The sequence below is a fragment of the Paenibacillus solanacearum genome (assembly GCF_910593845.1).
Lineage (GTDB): Bacteria > Bacillota > Bacilli > Paenibacillales > NBRC-103111 > Paenibacillus_G > Paenibacillus_G solanacearum.
The window spans coordinates 42,472-59,629 of the sequence record NZ_CAJVAS010000031.1 but is presented as its reverse complement, the minus strand read 5'-3'; the positions used below and the strand labels follow the sequence as shown (position 1 = coordinate 59,629).

At 54.5% G+C, this 17,158-nt stretch carries 17 protein-coding genes; 14 read left to right on the top strand and 3 right to left on the bottom strand.

All coding sequences use genetic code 11. From position 1 onward, the window contains the following. Positions 1 to 33: 33 nt before the first annotated feature. From KXG62_RS24640 to KXG62_RS24620, 5 genes are read left to right on the top strand one after another with little or no spacing between them, the layout of a single operon-like run. A complete protein-coding gene (locus tag KXG62_RS24640; protein ID WP_246627623.1) occupies positions 34 to 858 on the top strand; it encodes a type II secretion system F family protein in 825 nt (274 codons plus the stop codon). Between the two features lie 13 nt (positions 859 to 871). Continuing rightward, positions 872 to 1,738, top strand: coding sequence for a type II secretion system F family protein (locus KXG62_RS24635; RefSeq protein ID WP_246627624.1), 867 nt, complete (start codon positions 872 to 874; stop codon positions 1,736 to 1,738). A gap of 33 nt (positions 1,739 to 1,771) precedes the next feature. Next, positions 1,772 to 2,002, top strand: a complete 231-nt coding sequence (locus tag KXG62_RS24630; RefSeq protein ID WP_218094677.1) for a Flp1 family type IVb pilin — start codon at positions 1,772 to 1,774, stop codon at positions 2,000 to 2,002. 2 nt (positions 2,003 to 2,004) lie between these two features. Further along, the gene (locus KXG62_RS24625) at positions 2,005 to 3,015 is read left to right on the top strand and encodes a TadE family protein (protein ID WP_218094676.1); all 1,011 of its coding nucleotides are present in this window, start codon (positions 2,005 to 2,007) and stop codon (positions 3,013 to 3,015) included. A 22-nt stretch (positions 3,016 to 3,037) separates the two neighbouring features. Beyond that, positions 3,038 to 5,311 carry a hypothetical protein gene (locus KXG62_RS24620; protein ID WP_218094675.1) on the top strand — a complete coding sequence of 758 codons (2,274 nt, stop codon included), beginning with the start codon at positions 3,038 to 3,040 and terminating at the stop codon, positions 5,309 to 5,311. An 81-nt stretch (positions 5,312 to 5,392) separates the two neighbouring features. On the opposite strand, the gene KXG62_RS24615 is transcribed toward KXG62_RS24620, so the two are convergent. After that, positions 5,393 to 6,247, bottom strand: coding sequence for a hypothetical protein (locus tag KXG62_RS24615; protein ID WP_218094674.1), 855 nt, complete (start codon positions 6,245 to 6,247; stop codon positions 5,393 to 5,395). Between the two features lie 166 nt (positions 6,248 to 6,413). Here KXG62_RS24615 and KXG62_RS24610 point away from each other — a divergent pair, with 166 nt between their 5' ends. From KXG62_RS24610 to KXG62_RS24585, 6 genes are all read left to right on the top strand, one after another. Next, the gene (locus tag KXG62_RS24610; RefSeq protein ID WP_246627622.1) at positions 6,414 to 7,121 is read left to right on the top strand and encodes a TadE/TadG family type IV pilus assembly protein; all 708 of its coding nucleotides are present in this window, start codon (positions 6,414 to 6,416) and stop codon (positions 7,119 to 7,121) included. Continuing rightward, positions 7,118 to 7,639, top strand: coding sequence for an A24 family peptidase (locus KXG62_RS24605; RefSeq protein ID WP_218094673.1), 522 nt, complete (start codon positions 7,118 to 7,120; stop codon positions 7,637 to 7,639). Before KXG62_RS24610 ends, KXG62_RS24605 begins: the two co-directional genes overlap by 4 nt. A gap of 17 nt (positions 7,640 to 7,656) precedes the next feature. Continuing rightward, entirely contained in the window at positions 7,657 to 9,183 is a 1,527-nt protein-coding gene (locus KXG62_RS24600) for a DUF6382 domain-containing protein (protein WP_218094672.1), read from the top strand. A gap of 15 nt (positions 9,184 to 9,198) precedes the next feature. Continuing rightward, positions 9,199 to 10,092: a PP2C family protein-serine/threonine phosphatase gene (locus KXG62_RS24595; protein WP_218094671.1), complete on the top strand. Its 894-nt coding sequence runs from the start codon at positions 9,199 to 9,201 to the stop codon at positions 10,090 to 10,092. 143 nt (positions 10,093 to 10,235) lie between these two features. Next, on the top strand, positions 10,236 to 10,637 hold the full coding sequence (locus KXG62_RS24590; protein WP_218094670.1) for an NUDIX hydrolase: 402 nt from the start codon (positions 10,236 to 10,238) through the stop codon (positions 10,635 to 10,637). Between the two features lie 285 nt (positions 10,638 to 10,922). Then, entirely contained in the window at positions 10,923 to 11,213 is a 291-nt protein-coding gene (locus tag KXG62_RS24585) for a Dabb family protein (protein WP_218094669.1), read from the top strand. Positions 11,214 to 11,231: 18 nt separating this feature from the next. Here KXG62_RS24585 and KXG62_RS24580 read toward each other — a convergent pair whose 3' ends face one another. Then, positions 11,232 to 11,663, bottom strand: coding sequence for a DUF2269 domain-containing protein (locus KXG62_RS24580; protein ID WP_218094668.1), 432 nt, complete (start codon positions 11,661 to 11,663; stop codon positions 11,232 to 11,234). A gap of 134 nt (positions 11,664 to 11,797) precedes the next feature. Beyond that, positions 11,798 to 12,127, bottom strand: a complete 330-nt coding sequence (locus KXG62_RS24575) for an ASCH domain-containing protein (RefSeq protein WP_218094667.1) — start codon at positions 12,125 to 12,127, stop codon at positions 11,798 to 11,800. 86 nt (positions 12,128 to 12,213) lie between these two features. Here KXG62_RS24575 and KXG62_RS24570 point away from each other — a divergent pair, with 86 nt between their 5' ends. The 3 genes from KXG62_RS24570 (at position 12,214) to KXG62_RS24560 (ending at position 17,112) form a co-directional block, all read left to right on the top strand. Continuing rightward, positions 12,214 to 13,275 carry a M42 family metallopeptidase gene (locus KXG62_RS24570; protein WP_218094666.1) on the top strand — a complete coding sequence of 354 codons (1,062 nt, stop codon included), beginning with the start codon at positions 12,214 to 12,216 and terminating at the stop codon, positions 13,273 to 13,275. Between the two features lie 32 nt (positions 13,276 to 13,307). Continuing rightward, positions 13,308 to 15,233, top strand: coding sequence for an ABC-F family ATP-binding cassette domain-containing protein (locus KXG62_RS24565; protein WP_218094665.1), 1,926 nt, complete (start codon positions 13,308 to 13,310; stop codon positions 15,231 to 15,233). Positions 15,234 to 15,498: 265 nt separating this feature from the next. Beyond that, complete coding sequence (locus KXG62_RS24560) at positions 15,499 to 17,112, top strand: ABC-F family ATP-binding cassette domain-containing protein (RefSeq protein ID WP_218094664.1); 1,614 nt, start codon at positions 15,499 to 15,501, stop codon at positions 17,110 to 17,112. Positions 17,113 to 17,158 lie beyond the last annotated feature (46 nt).

Here is a 17,158-nt window from a genome sequence, read left to right as displayed (position 1 = left end):
TCCACGTGCAGTTCAAGGAAAGGAGGTCGACGCTTGAAGACGAGTGTCATCGGCATGCTGCGCAATGAAGCTGCGCTATTGCGGCCTGGAAGACGCGGCGGCGAAGCCAAGGCGGTATTGCCCGACTACAACAGTTACACGATGTCCATGAACCAGTTGCTGTGGTCCGCGATATGGGGAGCGGCTGTGCTGGGGGGAATCGCATACATTTTTTACAACCGGCCGCTTGCCGTAATGGTTTTCGCACTTCTTGGCACAGGGTATCCGATCATTTACCGCAAAGGGTTAATCCGCAAGCAAAAAGACAATATGAAGCTGCAGTTTAAGCAACTGCTCGCTGCGCTGTCGTCTGCGCTCGGCGCCGGACGATCCGTAGAATCGGCGTTGCAGGAAGCGCTGAACGATCTGCGTCTGCTGTATCCCGATTCCGGCGTCATGATCATTAAAGAGCTTGAGGTGATGAATCGGAAAATCGAGAACGGCGAGACGGTGGAGGCTTGCTTGATCGGCTTCAGCCGAAGAGCGGGAATCGCAGAGATCGAACAGTTCGCCGACGTATTCGTCACGTGCAAGCGGCTTGGCGGAAGTCTCGTACAGGTCGTGCGCCGTACGGCGGTTCTGCTGCAGGACAAGCTCGAAATCGAGCAGGAGACGAAGGTGCTGCTTGCGCAGAAGCGGTTCGAAGCCAAAGTGCTGACCGCAGCGCCTCTGGTCATTGTAGCTGCGCTGGCGTGGAGCACACCGGATTATATGGAGCCTTTGTACACAGGAGGAGGGCCGCTCATCATGTCCGGCGCGCTTGTCATCTTTGCAGGATGCTTTTTTTTGACGCAAAAAATTATGGATATAAAGGTGTGACAAACGTTTGTGGATGTATGTTTTGTTGATGCTGGAGGCAGCGGCGGCAGGCGTCGCTGTCATCCGGAGCCGTCGGCAGTACGTTAGCTGGGTCGCGGGCCATCCTGAACTGTTTCGCGGCACGGCGTTCGTCCGTTTGAGCGCTGCCGCGTTATGGTGTGCCGATCGCTGCCGCTTGTCCGAGCGCTTTACGGCTTCCGTAGGGAAAGTTCATCAGCTGATGATCGGGCTGTACGGCGCGAAGCAGGCGCTGCCCTATACCCGATGGTTTTTAGCCAAACTGCTGATCCTGATGTACGCCGTCATCTGCCTGTTCACGGCGCTTGGCGGCGCGACGGAAGGAAACGCAGAAATGCTCGTTTACGGCGTTCTGCTCGCGCTGCTTCTCCCCTTTTTGCTTTATAAGCAAACATATGACCAGTTGAAGCGAAAAAAACGGCAAATGCTGATCGAGCTGCCGGAAGTCGTGAACCAGCTGATGCTGCTGATTGGCGCGGGCGAGACGGTAGCGCAGGCACTCGTCCGTACGGTACATACGAAGGGTGAGGAGATGACGCCGCTACAAAAGGAGCTGAGTGTGGCAGTATATGCGCTGAAGATGAATGCGTCGTTTCCGAGAGTAATGGAGGATTTCAGCAAACGATGCGGTTTGCCGGAGGTCTCGCTCTTCACGACGACGCTGCTGCTCAATTACAAACGGGGCGGCGAAGACTTGATCATCTCGCTGAAGGAGCTGTCGGTCACGCTGTGGGAGAAGCGAAAAGCGCTGGCGAGGACGCTTGGTGAAGAGGCTTCGTCGAAGATGGTGTTTCCGATGGTGCTCATTTTTTTCGCGGTGATGATCATCATCGCTGCCCCTGCACTGCTCGTTATGAATTAAAGACAATCAACGACAAAAAGGAGTGTTGAAGAAATGACATGGGTACTGGCAGGATGGAAACGTTTTTGGAAAGAGGAGGACGGACTCGGCACGCTGGAAATATTGCTGATTATCGCCGTGCTTCTGATTATTGCGATCGCGTTTAGAAAGTGGATTATGAAGTGGGTAGGGGATTTGTTCAGTAAAGCGAATACGGAAATCAACAGCCAGTCCGGCTCCATACGGTCCGACGCAGACACGCTCTCGCCGCCGACCACCCCATAGCCATGAAGCGCACCGGCCGATGGTCCGGATTGTTCCGCAGCGCATGCGGACAGTTTACGATCGAAGCGTCGTTAACGATGCCGCTCATTTTGGTTGTCACCGTCAGCCTGCTGTTTGTGGCGCTCTTCTGGTACAACCAGACCTCGCTCCTGCAGGCGGCGGCCTTATCAGCGGAGCGGGCGGCGTACGCGTGGGACAACAGCGGCAAAGATTTGCAGACCGGTGAGGTGGATGCCGGTTCGAACGACGGGTTGTATTGGAGGCTGACGAACGACAACTTGTCCAATTTGTTCAGCTTCCTGCTTCCGACCGGCGCAGTCAAAGTAACGCTTCCGGTTAGCGGGCCGATACCGACTGGATCGTCGCCCACAGCGAAGCTGACGAAAAGCGCGGCCTGGTTCCCTCCATCTTGGCGTGGAGAGCTTCAATACGAAAACGGAGGACTGCTGCGTAAAATCGGCGTTGATCTCCAAAGACCGTTTACTTCGCCGGCTTCAACGAGCCGTCTATGGAACAAAACGTCAGTCGATGCGGACGCGCACGCTTATGTAACGGATCCGATGGAGACGATTCGGCTGACCGACTTGGCGCGGACGTTTCTCGCCGAAATCAAAGGCCGCATCAAGCCTCGAGAGGCGCTGCAATCACTTGTCGAGCCGAAAACCGCCGTGAAAGAACCGGTCAAAATTACAAATCACGAGCAAGCGGCCAACTACTTGCGAACGCTCGTAGGCGGAACGAAGGAGAAGGTGCAGGTAAGCCCCGGGACTAAACGGGAAATCGACGCGTTCGATGCCAGGGGGATTGCCCATCAAGCGTATTATACATTTAACGAAAAAAATTTGCGCGAAGTCCAAATGCCCAAGGACATCGAGCTGTTATGGCAGGGGACGCAGGTGCAGGGCGTCGTATGGCATTTTTTCAAGCTGTCCAAGCAGGATAAAGTTAAGTTGAGTCAAGGGCTGAAGCAGCAGCTTGAACGCAGTGGAATCGTAGTCATCCTGCACGAATAATCATGCGGACGGAGGGAAGTGTTTGCGTCGCTGGAAACAGTGGTGGTCGGATCAGCAGGGCGCGGTCTCGATATACTTGTTATTGATCTTGGTTCCGCTCTTTGTCGCTTGTGGTCTTCTGATCGATATCGTGCGATGGAAAAGTGCGGAGCGCGAAACGGAAAATGCGGTAAAGGCTGGCGTTCGCTCTACGTTATCGGCGTATTCCAGCCCGCTGCAAGTTTATGGTTTGTACGGGCTCGCACAAGATTCGGCGCGTCAAACGGAGTTGTTCAAGCGCACGGTCGATGGCAATTTGTCCGGGGGAAGCGATGGAGCCGGGCAGTTCCGGCTGATCGATATGAAGCTGGAAGAAGGAACGGCGCGGTTAACTCCGATGTATTCTCTCGCCAACCACGAAGTCATGAAGGGGCAAATATTGGAGGAAATGAAATACCGTGCGCCGATTTCGTACGGACTTGAAATATTGGATAAATTCAAGAAAAACGGCTTGTCGCAGCAAGTGGGAGGCGCCTCCCGGTTTGCCGAAAAAGCGGGGAAGGTAGAAAAGCTGCTCGAAGATCGGGACGAGCAGATGGCCGAGGCGTGGGACGATTTTACCGCATTGAAAGAAAAGGCGGCGAATTTGCATCCGTTCTATCAAACCAACTTGCGGGATATGAACGAGCTAAGCGGGCGGATCGGCATTCATACGGTCGAAGAGGTGCGCTCCACGCTGCAAACTGCACAAAATCAGCTGAAATCGCTCCGAGAGACGATTCGCGGCATCGATATGAGCATCGTTTCGCTCGCTCAGGCAGGAGCCGGCGCGGCTCATGCGATTGCCGGGCTGATAGAATCGCGCAATGCGCTGCAGAAGCAGGCAGACACCGCTGCGCAGATCGTCAGCGAATATGAAGGGCTGCTGCGCGACTTGCTGCGCTATGCCGAGCTGCTCGCTCTGCTGAAGCTCAAATCCGAGACGGATTATAATGCGTTATCGTCCTTGAAGACATCGTTTCAGGAATCGATCAAAAAAGTAAAAAAGACGAACGATGAGCTGAATGAGGAGCTAGGGCGGATGACTGGCAGCGGCATGGATGCAGAAGCGGTGTTTGCCAGCATCAAGCTGATCGATCGCCAGGAGCTGGACGAACTGGATAGCGGCGTTGCGGGAGCGGTATCGCTTTTTGCCAGCGTGCGTGCCCAGATTCAAGACGGGCTGCTGTTTACGTCGCAAAAGTACGAACAGACGACAAAGGCACTGGACGGATTTTTGCAGCAAACCCAGCAGTTATATGCGAAGTATAACCCTTTGCAGACGGAGCGCAAGCAAACGAGAAGCGCCATCAACAAGGAAAAAGGAGAGCAGCGCAAAAAAGTGCAGCCCGTGCTGGACCAGGTGCGGCAAGGGCTTGGCAGCTGCAGCCTCGTTTCCGGGGTAGATCCCTTCGAAGCGATGTATAACAAGCTGCTAGGCGACCCGGCGATTGCCGGCAGCCAAGGGTTTTATCAAAGCTATCTTCAGCATAACAATAAAGCTGCAAGCGCGCAGCCGGTTCCGGAGGTCGACTTGAAAGGCGCGGATGCCGCCGGTTTGAGCGCAATGAAGCTATTTTCCGTGCTCGGCGATCTTGCGCTAGAGGTGCGGGACGAGTTTTACATCGATGAATTTGCGGTCAGCAAGTTCAGTTATCGCACGTTAGGACTGGAAAAAGATGTATCCGGCGTAGTGAAAAACTCGAAGGAGCTTTCCAGGCCGGACAGTCATCCTCTTACGAACCAGGAAGTGGAGTATTTGCTGTACGGATCTCATTCTTGCGCGGGCAACTACTCGATGGCCTATGCGGAAATGTTCGCGCTTCGCTTGGCGATCGGCACGACGGAAGCGCTGCTTAAGCCTTCGAAAAGCGTGCTTGCGGCAGGCTCGCCGATGCTAGTGCTGCTTGCCGCTGTCGCCGAAGGGGCTGTCCAGGCGATGCAAGACATGACGAAGCTGATTCAAGGGGACCAAATTCCGTTGTCCCGCAGCTTCGGGAGCATGCTGACGATGGGATACAAAGACCATCTGCGGTTATTTTTGCTGCTGCACAGCCGCGAATCGGTGCTGATGTCGCGGATGCAAGCGCTGCTGCAACTCAATACGGATACCGATTTAAGCACGGTTCCGACGTATATCGCCGGAACGGCGACGTCGTCGTTTCGCTTATGGTTTATGCCGGGCGTAATGAGGACGATAGGAAACAGCGTGTTTGCGGGCTGTGAAGGAAGCGGAAGCCGATGCTTGATGACGAGGACGGCACATCTGAACTACTAGGACGAGGTAGGCAGCCCCGAGACGAATAAGAGCCCTCGGTATGTACCGAAGGCCCTTGTGTCTTGGCGGAAGCTGCGAAGCTTATGCTTGCTCGGAAGCGCCCCACATTTTTTCGGAGACGAGCTTCTCGATCAGTTTGGCGGCGTCGGCTTTTGTCTCCTCGACCGTTAAGGCGTTCACTCCGTTCACAGCGGCGGCAGTGTCGATATCCTCGTTCACGAGCTGCTGCAGTTGGATCGACAGATCGGCCGAATCCATGCCAGTGGCATCTGCGAGCGTGCTGCCAAGCTCCAGCTGAACGAGCACGTCGGTCAAAGTCAGATCGGATGCATCGACGGCGTCCTCGATGATCGTTGCGATTCGATTTGCAACCGTTTGTTGAAGACCGGAGGTATTCTCTTCCGCTGCCGTATAACCGCTTGCTTTCAGAAAAGTATCGATTTTTGCAGACAGGCTGTTCTCTATTTTGGTTACAACATCGTTATTTGTCACGTATCCCGGTGTGGTAATCGCTTCGACCAGCTTGGATTGTCCTTCTTTTTGCAGCTGCGCGGTTTGATCACCGGACAACAAGCCGTTCGTAGTTTCAACAATATATTGGTTAAATGCAGGGAGCATGGAGATCACCAGTGCGGTAGCAGACATATTGGCGGCTTCCGCGATCGATAATCCGTTGTTCAGGCTTAGCTGCACGCTTGCAAAATCTTTACCCGCGATGACTGCGACTTCCGTAGCAGCAGATTGAAGGCGCTGTTGAACAAAAAGATCAACCAAGTCAACCTGCTGTTGGTCGACAGTGGCTTCAACCGCGACGGTTTCCCCATCCGCGAAAGCCGCTGGAATGGCTCCGCCGAACAGTAAAGTACAAGCCAGCCCGCCGGAAATTAATTTCTTTTGCAAAGAGCTGCTTTTGAAACGTTTTTTTGTTTTGTTCATTTGGTTTCTCTCCCTTTGTCTCTATAAAACACTTCGTATGCGAAATGTTACTGTACGAAATATATCACATTTCAATCAATTTGTTAATGATTTGTAATTGGAAATCATGAACTTTCTTTGAACATCTTTTACATATTGACGATTTGCCGCAGGAGGAGATTGGGGAATGACGCTGTACAAACGAACGCGCATGCGCGGAATGCGGCCGTTCATTAGCCTAATGAAAGAACAACAAGGCAGCATTGTGCTGGAGGCCGCGTTAGCGCTTCCTTTTTTTGCCGCGTTTCTTATGGTGCTGCTTGGGTTTATCCGTATGGCTCAAGCGGACATGGCACTGCAATCCGCTGTTTCGCAAACGGCGAAGATTGCAGCGGCCAACATGTATCCTGTCGAGCAGCTGTACCGGGCGGGACAGGCCCAATGGGCTTCAAGCGCTCCTAGCAAGTGGCTTGGCAGTGTGATCAGCGTGACGGAGGCGGCGCGACAAAAGGCGCTGGATGCCGAGACGTTGGCCGACGATTATGAGCGTTGGATCCCCGATCCGCTGCTGCAGCTTGTCCGTTTGGAAAAAGAGCGGCGTGAACAGCTGGAAGCATGGGGCGGCTCGGTCGGCGAAGACGCAAAGCAAATGCTGAATGAGCAGCTGGCAAGAGCGGCAACGCCGCTTGTAGCTTCGCTTTCCGGCATACCAAAGCTGGACCGGGAGCGATTTAAAGTAACGGCTGTTCAATTTCCGAATTTTGATAACAAAAACGAGGCCTTTCTGTCCATAGAAGCCGAATACAAATATCAATTTGCTGTCCCTTTTTTCCATAAAACTGTCATATTGAAAAAGAAAGCCGTAGAACGCGCGTGGATTGGGGGTGCCGGATGATCGCATATGGGTTAGCCGGGGCATTGCTGCTGGTCGCCTTTGTCACCGATACGAGAAAGCAAAAAATACCGAATGTTCTCAATGTGGTTGGAACCGTCTCGGGATTGGTTCTCCATACGGCAACAAGCGGCTGGGACGGTGCTGCCTTTTCCGCTGCCGGCCTGTTTTGCGGGATGGTGCCCATGCTCGTACTATATGCCATCGGGGCTGTTGGGGCAGGGGACGTGAAGCTGTTTGCAGCGCTTGGCGCCATCACGGGAGCGGGCTTTTCGATCTATGCGATGACGGCGTCGCTTCTGCTCGCCGGAGCTGGGGGGCTTGTCTTTTTGTTGTGCCGGATGGAGGGGCTCCAGCGGTTGAGAGGCGTCGTATTCCGGCTTATGAATCTGCTTGTTTTACGCGATCATGCCGCATTGAAAACCGCCTTCGCCAAGCCGCAATCGCCGCTTCGGTTCCCGTTCATGTGGGCTGTGCTGCCCGGTACGGCTTATGCGTTTATAGAACTTTATGTCCAGTAGATAAAGGGGAGGCAGCGATGACACAATCGATATATGGATTGACTGTAGATTATTTGAACGATCACGGGCATTTTATGGTGCTGTCTTCGGCTCACGGATTGCAGCAAAACGAGCTTTCCGATTTTCAGCTGAACATGCTGGCCGCCAACCGCATTCCTCATCTGCTTGAGCTGCAGCTGGAAGCGAAGGAAGGGGATGTTCAGCTGTATTATCGGATTACGGGTAAACGGATGCTTGCTCATTTTTTGCGAATGGAAAAATTGACGATGCACCGGTACTTCTCGCTGCTGCACCGTATTGTGGAAGTGCTATGCGACAGTAAAGTGTACATGCTGCTGCCGGATCGGTACATTTTGAAGGAAGAGTTCATCTATTGCGGCAGCGGCTTGGAGGATCTGCATTTGACGTATGTGCCGAAGGAGCAGCTGGAAGGTAAAGAGGCGCTCTCTTCCGATTTGCAGCAGCTTGCGTCCAAATGGATTCATCGCGTAACCGAGCTTCACGGTACCGGCTATCAAGAATTGATGAACTGCCTGTTCGAAGAAAATTTCAATTTGCCGGAGCTGAAGCAACTGCTTCTGAAGCATATGCGGCTTACGTCGTCTTCTGCGGCACAGCCTCCAGCTGCTCTCTCCGATCCGCATCCAAGGGATGAGCCAAGGGAATGGACTTCGATCGGAACGGCTCCGCCTGCTGCCCGCGAGAAGCCCGCAATCGCTCTCGACCGGCATGCTGCCGATTCCGTTCGAAACGATGCGGCAGATTTGCTGCGGATCGAAACCGGCTTTTCCGCATCGGCGGTGCCAGGTGCTCCCATAAGCTCCGAATCCATACCGGACTCGCATGAACGCGCGGTGAAGGACATCGGCAGAAAACGACTGCTTCTCGTGCTGATGGCTGTGCTCGTTGTTTGTTTCATCTGGAAGTGGTACGCGGAATCGATGGAAACGTCGCTGCTGTACGGATGTGCCGCCGCAACCGCCGCCGTAGGCGCGGCTACCGTACTGCTGCTGCGTAAAACCCGTCCGAAACAGCCGCAAGTGCGTGCGGAGGAGCCTGTATATGATATTCCGGAACAGGGCGACAGCCGGTTCTTTAACGAAATCGGGTTAAGCGATCCAGCAGAGCCCGAAGCCTTCGTACCGCCCAAAGAGCCCCCTGCCGAGATGCATACAACGCTGCTGCAGCGTAACGATGCGACTGTTTTTTTGGGCAAAACGGCACAAGCCTTGGAGACGGCGCAAATCCCTTACCTGGAATATAGCAACAATGGCGCTTATGAGAAGGTGCCGCTTGACAAGAGCAGTTTTGTAATCGGTAGAGCGGGGGATGGCACGGATTGGGTGCAGGAAGAGGCGGGCGTTTCCCGAATGCACGCGGAAATTGTAAAGGAAGACGCCGGATACGGCATCAAAGATCTCGGTTCCAAAAACGGCACGCTGCTGAATGGCGAAATATTAGTGCCGTACCGGGTGCATCCGTTGAAAGAAGGTGATATAGTTAAGATCGTGACCAAAGAGCTTGTATTTAAAATGGGGTTATAAATGGGGTTATGATTGTTGAGAAAAACGATCGCCGTGCATTGGCAGTACGGAGCCGATACGCGCTCCGGCTGGTTCCATACCATCAATGAAGACCGTTCGCTTCTGCGCTTGAGCACGACCGAAGGCCGGGTGCCTTATGCTGCCGCTGTCATAGCCGACGGCATTGGCGGCAGCGGGGACGGGGAGCTGGCGAGCGAGCTGGCCGTTGAGCTGGTCAAGGATTGGCTTGAACGAAGGCTGCCCGGGATCATGGCCGGCACCCGTCCCTATAAAGCGATCGAGCGAGATGCGGCCGATTTGTTCCACGCGATCCACCGGAAGCTGCGCGAACAAGCCGTGGAACGGCGCCAGCATCTCGGGACTACGCTTTCTATGCTTGTACTCTCGGACTCCGTGTATACGATCATTCACGTCGGCGACTGCCGGGTATATCGATATGATTCGGATTCGAACCGGCTCCGGCGGTTGACGCGGGATCATACATGGGTGAATGCCCAAGTTCGCAAAGGGCTGATGACGAGCAAAAAAGCAAGATCGCATCCCAAACGGCATGTGCTGCTGCAATCGCTCGGAATGCGAGGGGAACCGAAGCTGTATATTCGTTCCGGCTATTATGATCCCGAATCGTTATTTATGCTGACAAGCGATGGGTTCCACGATTGCTTCTCCGACGGAGCGATCGCGCTGCTGCTTCAGCGGGCCTCCTCAAGCGGCGAAGAGCCGCAGCGCATTTGCGATACGCTCATGTTCAAGGCGATGGAGCGGCGTCCGCGTGACAATATTAGTCTGCTGCTGATCAAACCGTTGGGGCGGAAGCAGGCTGGGCATGAAGCGGCGCTTCGCATTCGGTTGCTCTGGCATCGATGGTGCATGCGCGCGCAAGCGTTGGCCGGCAAATACAAGCTGTAGCTCCGTTCTTGAAGCATGCCATCTTTTTTGGCGCATACGCAATATTGAAATGAAGGATCCATGCCAAGCAGACGGATCCTTTTGTTGTATCCATTTTCATATGGCATACCGGAGTTCATATTGGGATCAAGGAGAATCGAACAATGGCTAATCGAAGCTGCGCCGCGATCGTCAAGGACGGCATGATTTTGATGGTGAAGCAGACGTATAAGGGGGAGACGTTCTGGACATTCCCGGGCGGAAAAATAGAAAACGGTGAAACGCCGCCGCAATGCGCAATCCGCGAGACGAAGGAAGAGACAGGGCTAGATATCGAAATCGCGGGTCAAGCGATCGAATCTTATAGTGCGAGAATAGAGGGTATCTATTACTGCTATATCGGGAAAATGGTCCGCGGCACGGCACAACTGGGCAGCGATCCGGAGCTGGGCGAGCACGAGCAGGAGCTGACAGACCTGCGATGGTTTCCTTTGGAAGAAATGGCCGAGCATCGCGAAGTGAAACCGATACTGGCTTTTCTCAGGGCGAATCGAAGCAACGCATAGAAGAGCGGCTGCGGCTCAGGGGTACATTTCCTTGAAACATCTGAAGCAGTTTATCCTAGATAATCGGGTGCATCAGATGTTATACTATACAAGTTACTTTTTTTCAAAGACCGAAGAAGTCAATTTTTAATGAGATTGTTAACGGTTGAAGAGTTAAGCCACAGCTTTGGTGGCAGCGTATTGTTCGTATCTCGGCGACTTTTTGCACCTAGCTTATTTTGAGCATGAAGTTAGGGCGCCGAATTTGACGTCGGGAACTAATCAGATAGAGGAGTCGAAACGAGAATGATCACACATGTCGTATTTTTTAAATTGAAGGACCGTTCCCCGGAATCGGTGAAGGTCACTTATGATGTACTGAAGAACATGGAAGGGAAAATTCCGTACCTCCGTCATATCGAAGTCGGCATGGACGTGCTTCATCAGGAGCGGTCGTATGACATCGCGCTGATTACGAAGTTCGATTCGCTCGAAGATTTGCAGCAATACGACGTACACCCGCTTCATATGGATGTCAAAGCGCATATGAAGCAGGTGCTCGACGGAACGAGCGTTTGCGTCGATTTTGAAAGCTGATCTGCTACGCAAAAAAGATTACCACAGCTGAGGCTTCATGATCATGAGCCACAGCATGACGAACAGCACGAACAAATACAGGTAGAGCGAGCGGCTCAGCTTTCGCAGCAGGGCTGCGCGATCGCTGACCGGCTGCCGCAGCTTACGGATGGTTGGGGAGAACGCGCGCGCCATGAACAAGAGCGAGGCGAAGAGGACGGCAAATGTGCCAGCAATCCACGGCTCCGACCAGTGCCACTTGCCAAGCCACATTAGCAGCAGCCCCGAGGCGACGAGAACGTGACCGGCATGCTTGGATAAACGAACGACAAAATGAAATGAGTCCAGGTAGGAAGCTTGCAGCTCGCCTTCCGCGGTCTGCAGCTTTCGAAGCATGGGGATCAGCACGAAGAACGGTCCAATCGAAACCATCGCGCTGACGGAATGAATGAATACGAGCCAAGGATACATGGTGGGAAGCCTCCAAGCCTTAATGAAAAACGGAACCAGTGCAGCAGGCACATGCCCGCGGCGACCCGCAGCCCGTTCGCACGGATGCGTGCGCCGGGCTGCCCGCTGCACTGGTTTTGTATCGTTACAACGGACTAAATCGCACGAAATTCATGCACCCATACTTTCATCTGCGGAAGCCAGGGCATGCCGGCGTGCATCGACAAAATATAGCTTTTGTAATCCTCGACGGTAGAGAAGCCTTCGGTTTGTACCGCCTCGTCGGTCAGCTCGCCAAGCGACTGCTGATACACTTGAGTCACCTCGAATTGGCGGCCGTTCAGCTCCATAATTTCGCCCGGATCGGCATAGCGTCCGTTGCGACGGGTTGCAGTTTTCTCGCCGCTCAGCACTTTGGCGATGTCGTCTTCTTTGGTAACAAGACGATCGATACTACAGGTTTTTGGTGGCAATGTTTCAGACATCGTAAGTAATAACCTCCTAGAGTGGAATCCTAACGTAGCTTACACGAAAATAACACGAGAATCAAATGAAGGAGGCGGGAATCACGATGAACGAACGGATTCAAATGGAATATGTGAAAAACGTGCTGCAGCTGCTTCTGTCCACGCCAAGCCCGAGCGGCTACTGCCGCGACGTGATGAACGCAGTGGCGGCCGAAGCGGCCAAGCTTGGATACGACATGCGCTTGACCCCGAAAGGCTGCGGAATCATCACCGTGCCGGGAAAAAGCAGCGAGCGCGTCATCGGGATTTCGGGGCACGTCGATACGCTGGGCGCGATGGTGCGATCGATTAAAGCGAACGGTGCGCTGCGCTTCACGCTCGTCGGCGGCTACATGCTCGGCTCCGTGGAGAACGAATATTGCCAGGTACATACGCGGGACGGTAACGTATACGACGGAACGATCATGACCACGAAGCCTTCGGTGCATGTATACCCCGATGCGCGCGAGATGAAGCGGGAAGAGGCCGTTATGGAAATCAGGCTCGATGAACGAGTGCGCCAGGCAGACGATGTGAAGGCGCTCGGCATTCGCATTGGCGATATCGTCTCGTTTCAACCGCGGACGGAGTTCAAGGCGAATGGCTTCGTCAAGTCTCGACATCTGGACGATAAGGCCGGCGTCGCCGCCATATTCGGGCTGCTCGAATGGCTGAAGCGGGAGAAGCTGCAGCCGGCCTATGCGCTGAACATCTTGATCAGCACCTACGAAGAAGTAGGCCACGGCGCTGCATGGATTCCCGGCGAGATCACCGAAATGATCGCAGTCGATATGGGCGCGATGGGCGACGACCTGAGCTGCACGGAATTTGACGTATCGATCTGCGCGAAGGATTCGTCCGGGCCGTACGATTACGCCATGACATCCAAATTGATTGAGCTGGCGGAGCGCGAGCAGCTGTCTTACGCCGTAGACATTTATCCGCAATACGGCTCGGACGCTTCCGCTGCGCTGCGCGGCGGCAACAATATTCGCGCGGCGCTGATCGGCCCCGGCGTGCATGCATCGCACGCGATGGAGCGTACGCATCTGGACGGCATCCGCCATACGGCCGCGCTGTTGGCCGCTTACGTGATGGAGCCGGCGGAGAGCTATGGCACGCAATAAACGGCCGCGCAGCCGGAAAGGACGAATCGCTGATGAATATATTGACGGTAGACAATCTGTACGTAAGCTATGGCGAGAAAGTGCTGTTTGATCATATTAATTTTCAAATCAACGAGAAGGAACGGATTGGGCTAGTCGGGGTCAACGGAACGGGAAAGTCGACGCTGCTGAAAGTGATGGCGGGAATCGAGTCCGTCGAGAAAGGCAAGCTGACGCACGCCAACCATTTCCGCGTGGAATATTTGCCGCAAAATCCCGAGTTCGATGCTGAGTCGACGGTGCTGGAGCAAGTGTTCTACGGCGATACGCCGCTCATGCAGGCGCTGCGGGAATACGAGACGGCGCTGTCCGAGCTGCAGCTGTCGCCTGAGGATGAGAAGAAGCAGACGAAGCTGTTCGCCGCCCAGCAGCGCATGGACGCGACAGGGGCTTGGGAGGCTGGGACGATCGCCAAGACCGTGCTGACCCAGCTTGGCATCCGCGATTTCGGGCAAAAGGTCGGCACGCTGTCCGGCGGGCAGCGCAAGCGGGTCGCCATGGCGCGCGTGCTGATTCAGCCGGCGGATTTGCTCATCCTGGACGAGCCGACGAACCATATCGATCACGAGACAGTGGAATGGCTGGAGGAGTTTCTGAGCAAGTGGAAGGGCGCATTGCTGCTTGTCACGCATGATCGCTATTTTCTGGACCGGGTCACGAACCGCATCTTCGAGCTGGATCGCGGGAAGCTGTATGCCTACGAAGGCAACTATGCGGCATTTTTGGAGAAGAAGGCCGATCGTCTCGAACGGGAAGCTGCGGAGGAAGATAAACGGCAAAATCTGCTGCGCCGCGAGCTGGCTTGGCTGCGCCGGGGCGCCAAAGCGCGCACGACCAAACAAAAGGCGCGAATCGAACGCGTCGTTGCGCTGCGTGACAAGAAGGTCGACGGACCTAACGCGCAGCTTGACATTTCCCTAGGCGGCAGCCGCCTCGGCAAAAAAATCATGGAGCTGGAGCATGTGTCCAAATCGTTCGGATCGCGCTCTATTGTCGACAGCTTCAGCTACATCGTGCTGCCGGAAGACCGCATCGGCATTATCGGTCCGAACGGGACCGGGAAGTCGACGTTTCTGAACCTGCTCGCCGGGCATCTTCAGCCCGACGACGGCATGATCGATGTCGGTCCGACCGTGAAGCTTGCTTACTACACGCAGGAAACCGTCGAGATGAACGAGAAAATGCGGGCGATCGATTACATCAAGGAAGCGGCAGAAGTGGTGCGCACGGTGTCCGGCGACACGATTACGGCGGCGCAAATGATGGAGCGGTTTCTGTTCGCGCCGTCGCAGCAGTGGACGCCGATCGGTAAGCTGTCCGGCGGGGAGAAGCGCAGGCTGTACTTGCTGCGCACCTTGATGGGGGAACCGAACGTGCTGCTGCTGGACGAACCGACAAACGATCTGGACATCCAGACGCTGACTGTACTCGAAGAATATTTGGACGACTTCCCCGGCGTCGTCATTACGGTGTCTCACGATCGGTATTTTCTTGACCGTACGGCTGATCATCTGTTCGTCTTTGAAGGCGACGGCCGCATTCGCCGCTTCTACGGCAACTACACGGAGTACATGGACGCGGTCAAACAGGAGCGCCAGGCGGAAGAACAGTTGAAGCGGGAGATCAAGCCGGAGCCGGCTTCCGCGAGTACGGCGAGCGAAGCCAGACGCGATGCGAACCGGCCGAAGAAGCTGTCGTACAACGAGCAGAAGGAATGGGACGGCATCGAAGCGAAAATCGCTGGACTCGAAGAGCGGCTGGAGCATGTAAAAGCAGAGATCGGCCAGGCGGGCAGCGATTACGGTAAGGTGCAGCAGCTGTTCCAGGAGGAGCAGGAGCTGACGGCGCAGCTGGAGCAGGCGATGGACCGCTGGGCGGAGCTGTCGGAGCTCGTCGAGAGCATTGCCAAGAACAAGTAACGGGGATCACGGGCATTGCGCGCGCTGCGGCTTCACCAGGCGGCGGTCGAACCGCGCGATAGGAGCCTCCCTACGGGTCCCTACGGGGAGGCGTTTTTCCCGTTTCCTTGACGGCGGGTTTGTGCGTCGGCACGATCGCCGTATAAAAATTGGCGAATAAGTCCAATACGGTTGGGAACAGCCGATTTTTATGCTATAATAAGCGTTTGGAAGCGATAATCATACGGTATGCTCAGTCTACCAACGGAAAGTAGGTTGTTTTTTCATGATAACGGTCACGAATGTCACCTTGAGATACGGCAAAAGAGCGCTGTTCGAAGACGTAAACATTAAGTTTACGCCCGGCAACTGCTACGGCTTAATCGGAGCGAACGGCGCAGGGAAGTCTACCTTCCTTAAAATTTTGTCCGGTGAATTGGAGCCGAATAAAGGGGAGGTCAGCATCACGCCCGGCGAACGGATGGCGGTGCTGAAACAGAACCATTTCGAATACGACGACGTGGAAGTGCTTCGCACGGTCATGATGGGCCATTCCCGTTTGTTCGAAATTATGGAAGAGAAGAATGCGCTGTACGCCAAGCCCGATTTCTCCGAAGAGGACGGCATGCGCGCAGCGGAGCTGGAAGGCGAATTCCAGGATCTCGAAGGCTGGCAGGCGGAATCGGATGCGGCGGAGCTCTTGATCGGCCTTGGCATTCCGAAAGAGCTGCACGAGGTGCAGATGAAGGAGCTCGACGGCAATCAGAAAGTACGGGTGCTGTTGGCGCAGGCGCTGTTCGGCAATCCGAACATTCTGCTGCTTGACGAGCCGACGAACCATTTGAATATCGAATCGATCAACTGGCTGGAAAACTTCCTTGCGAAGTATGAAGGCACCGTTATCGTCGTATCCCATGACCGTCACTTCTTGAACCAGGTATGTACGCACATTGCGGATATCGATTTCGGCAAACTTCAGCTGTACGTCGGCAACTACGACTTCTGGTACGAGTCCAGTCAGCTCGCGCTGAAGCTGGTGCGCGAACAGAACAAGAAAGTCGAAGAGAAGCGCAAGGAGCTGGAAGAGTTCATTCGCCGTTTCAGTGCGAACGCCTCCAAGTCCAAGCAGGCGACGTCCCGGAAGAAGACGCTGGAGAAGCTTACGCTGGAGGATATCAGACCGTCCACGCGGAAGTATCCGTTCATCAAATTCACGCCGGAGCGCGAAGCGGGCAAACAACTGCTTACCGTTGACCGCATCAGCAAGTCGATTGACGGCCAGCCTGTGCTGAACAACATTAGCTTTACCGTCAACAAAGGAGATAAAATCGCCCTCGTCGGCCCGAACGGCATCGCGAAGTCGACGTTGTTCCAAGTCCTGATGGGCGAAATCGAGGCGGATTCCGGCGAATATACGTGGGGCGTTACGACGACTCAGGCGTATTTCCCGAAAGACAACTCCGAATATTTCCAAACGGACATGAGCCTGGTCGATTGGCTCCGCCAATATTCGAAGGATCAAGACGAGTCGTATCTTCGCGGCTTCCTCGGCCGCATGCTGTTCTCCGGCGAAGAAGCGCTGAAGAAAGCAAGCGTGTTGTCCGGTGGCGAGAAGGTGCGCTGCATGCTGTCCAAAATGATGATGAGCGGCGGCAATGTTCTCATTCTCGACGAGCCTACGAACCATTTGGACCTTGAATCGATTACGGCGCTGAATAACGGATTGATCGACTTTGACGGCACGATGCTGTTCGTCTCTCATGACCATCAGTTCGTACAGACGGTCGCGAACCGCATTATCGAAATTACGCCGAACGGCATGATCGATAAAATGATCACGTACGACGAATATCTCGCTAACGCGGATATTCAGAAGCAGCGCGAAGCGCTTTACGCGTAAGACGGGCTGGCATTAAAAAAAGGATGAGCCGCTGCCTTCATTCGAA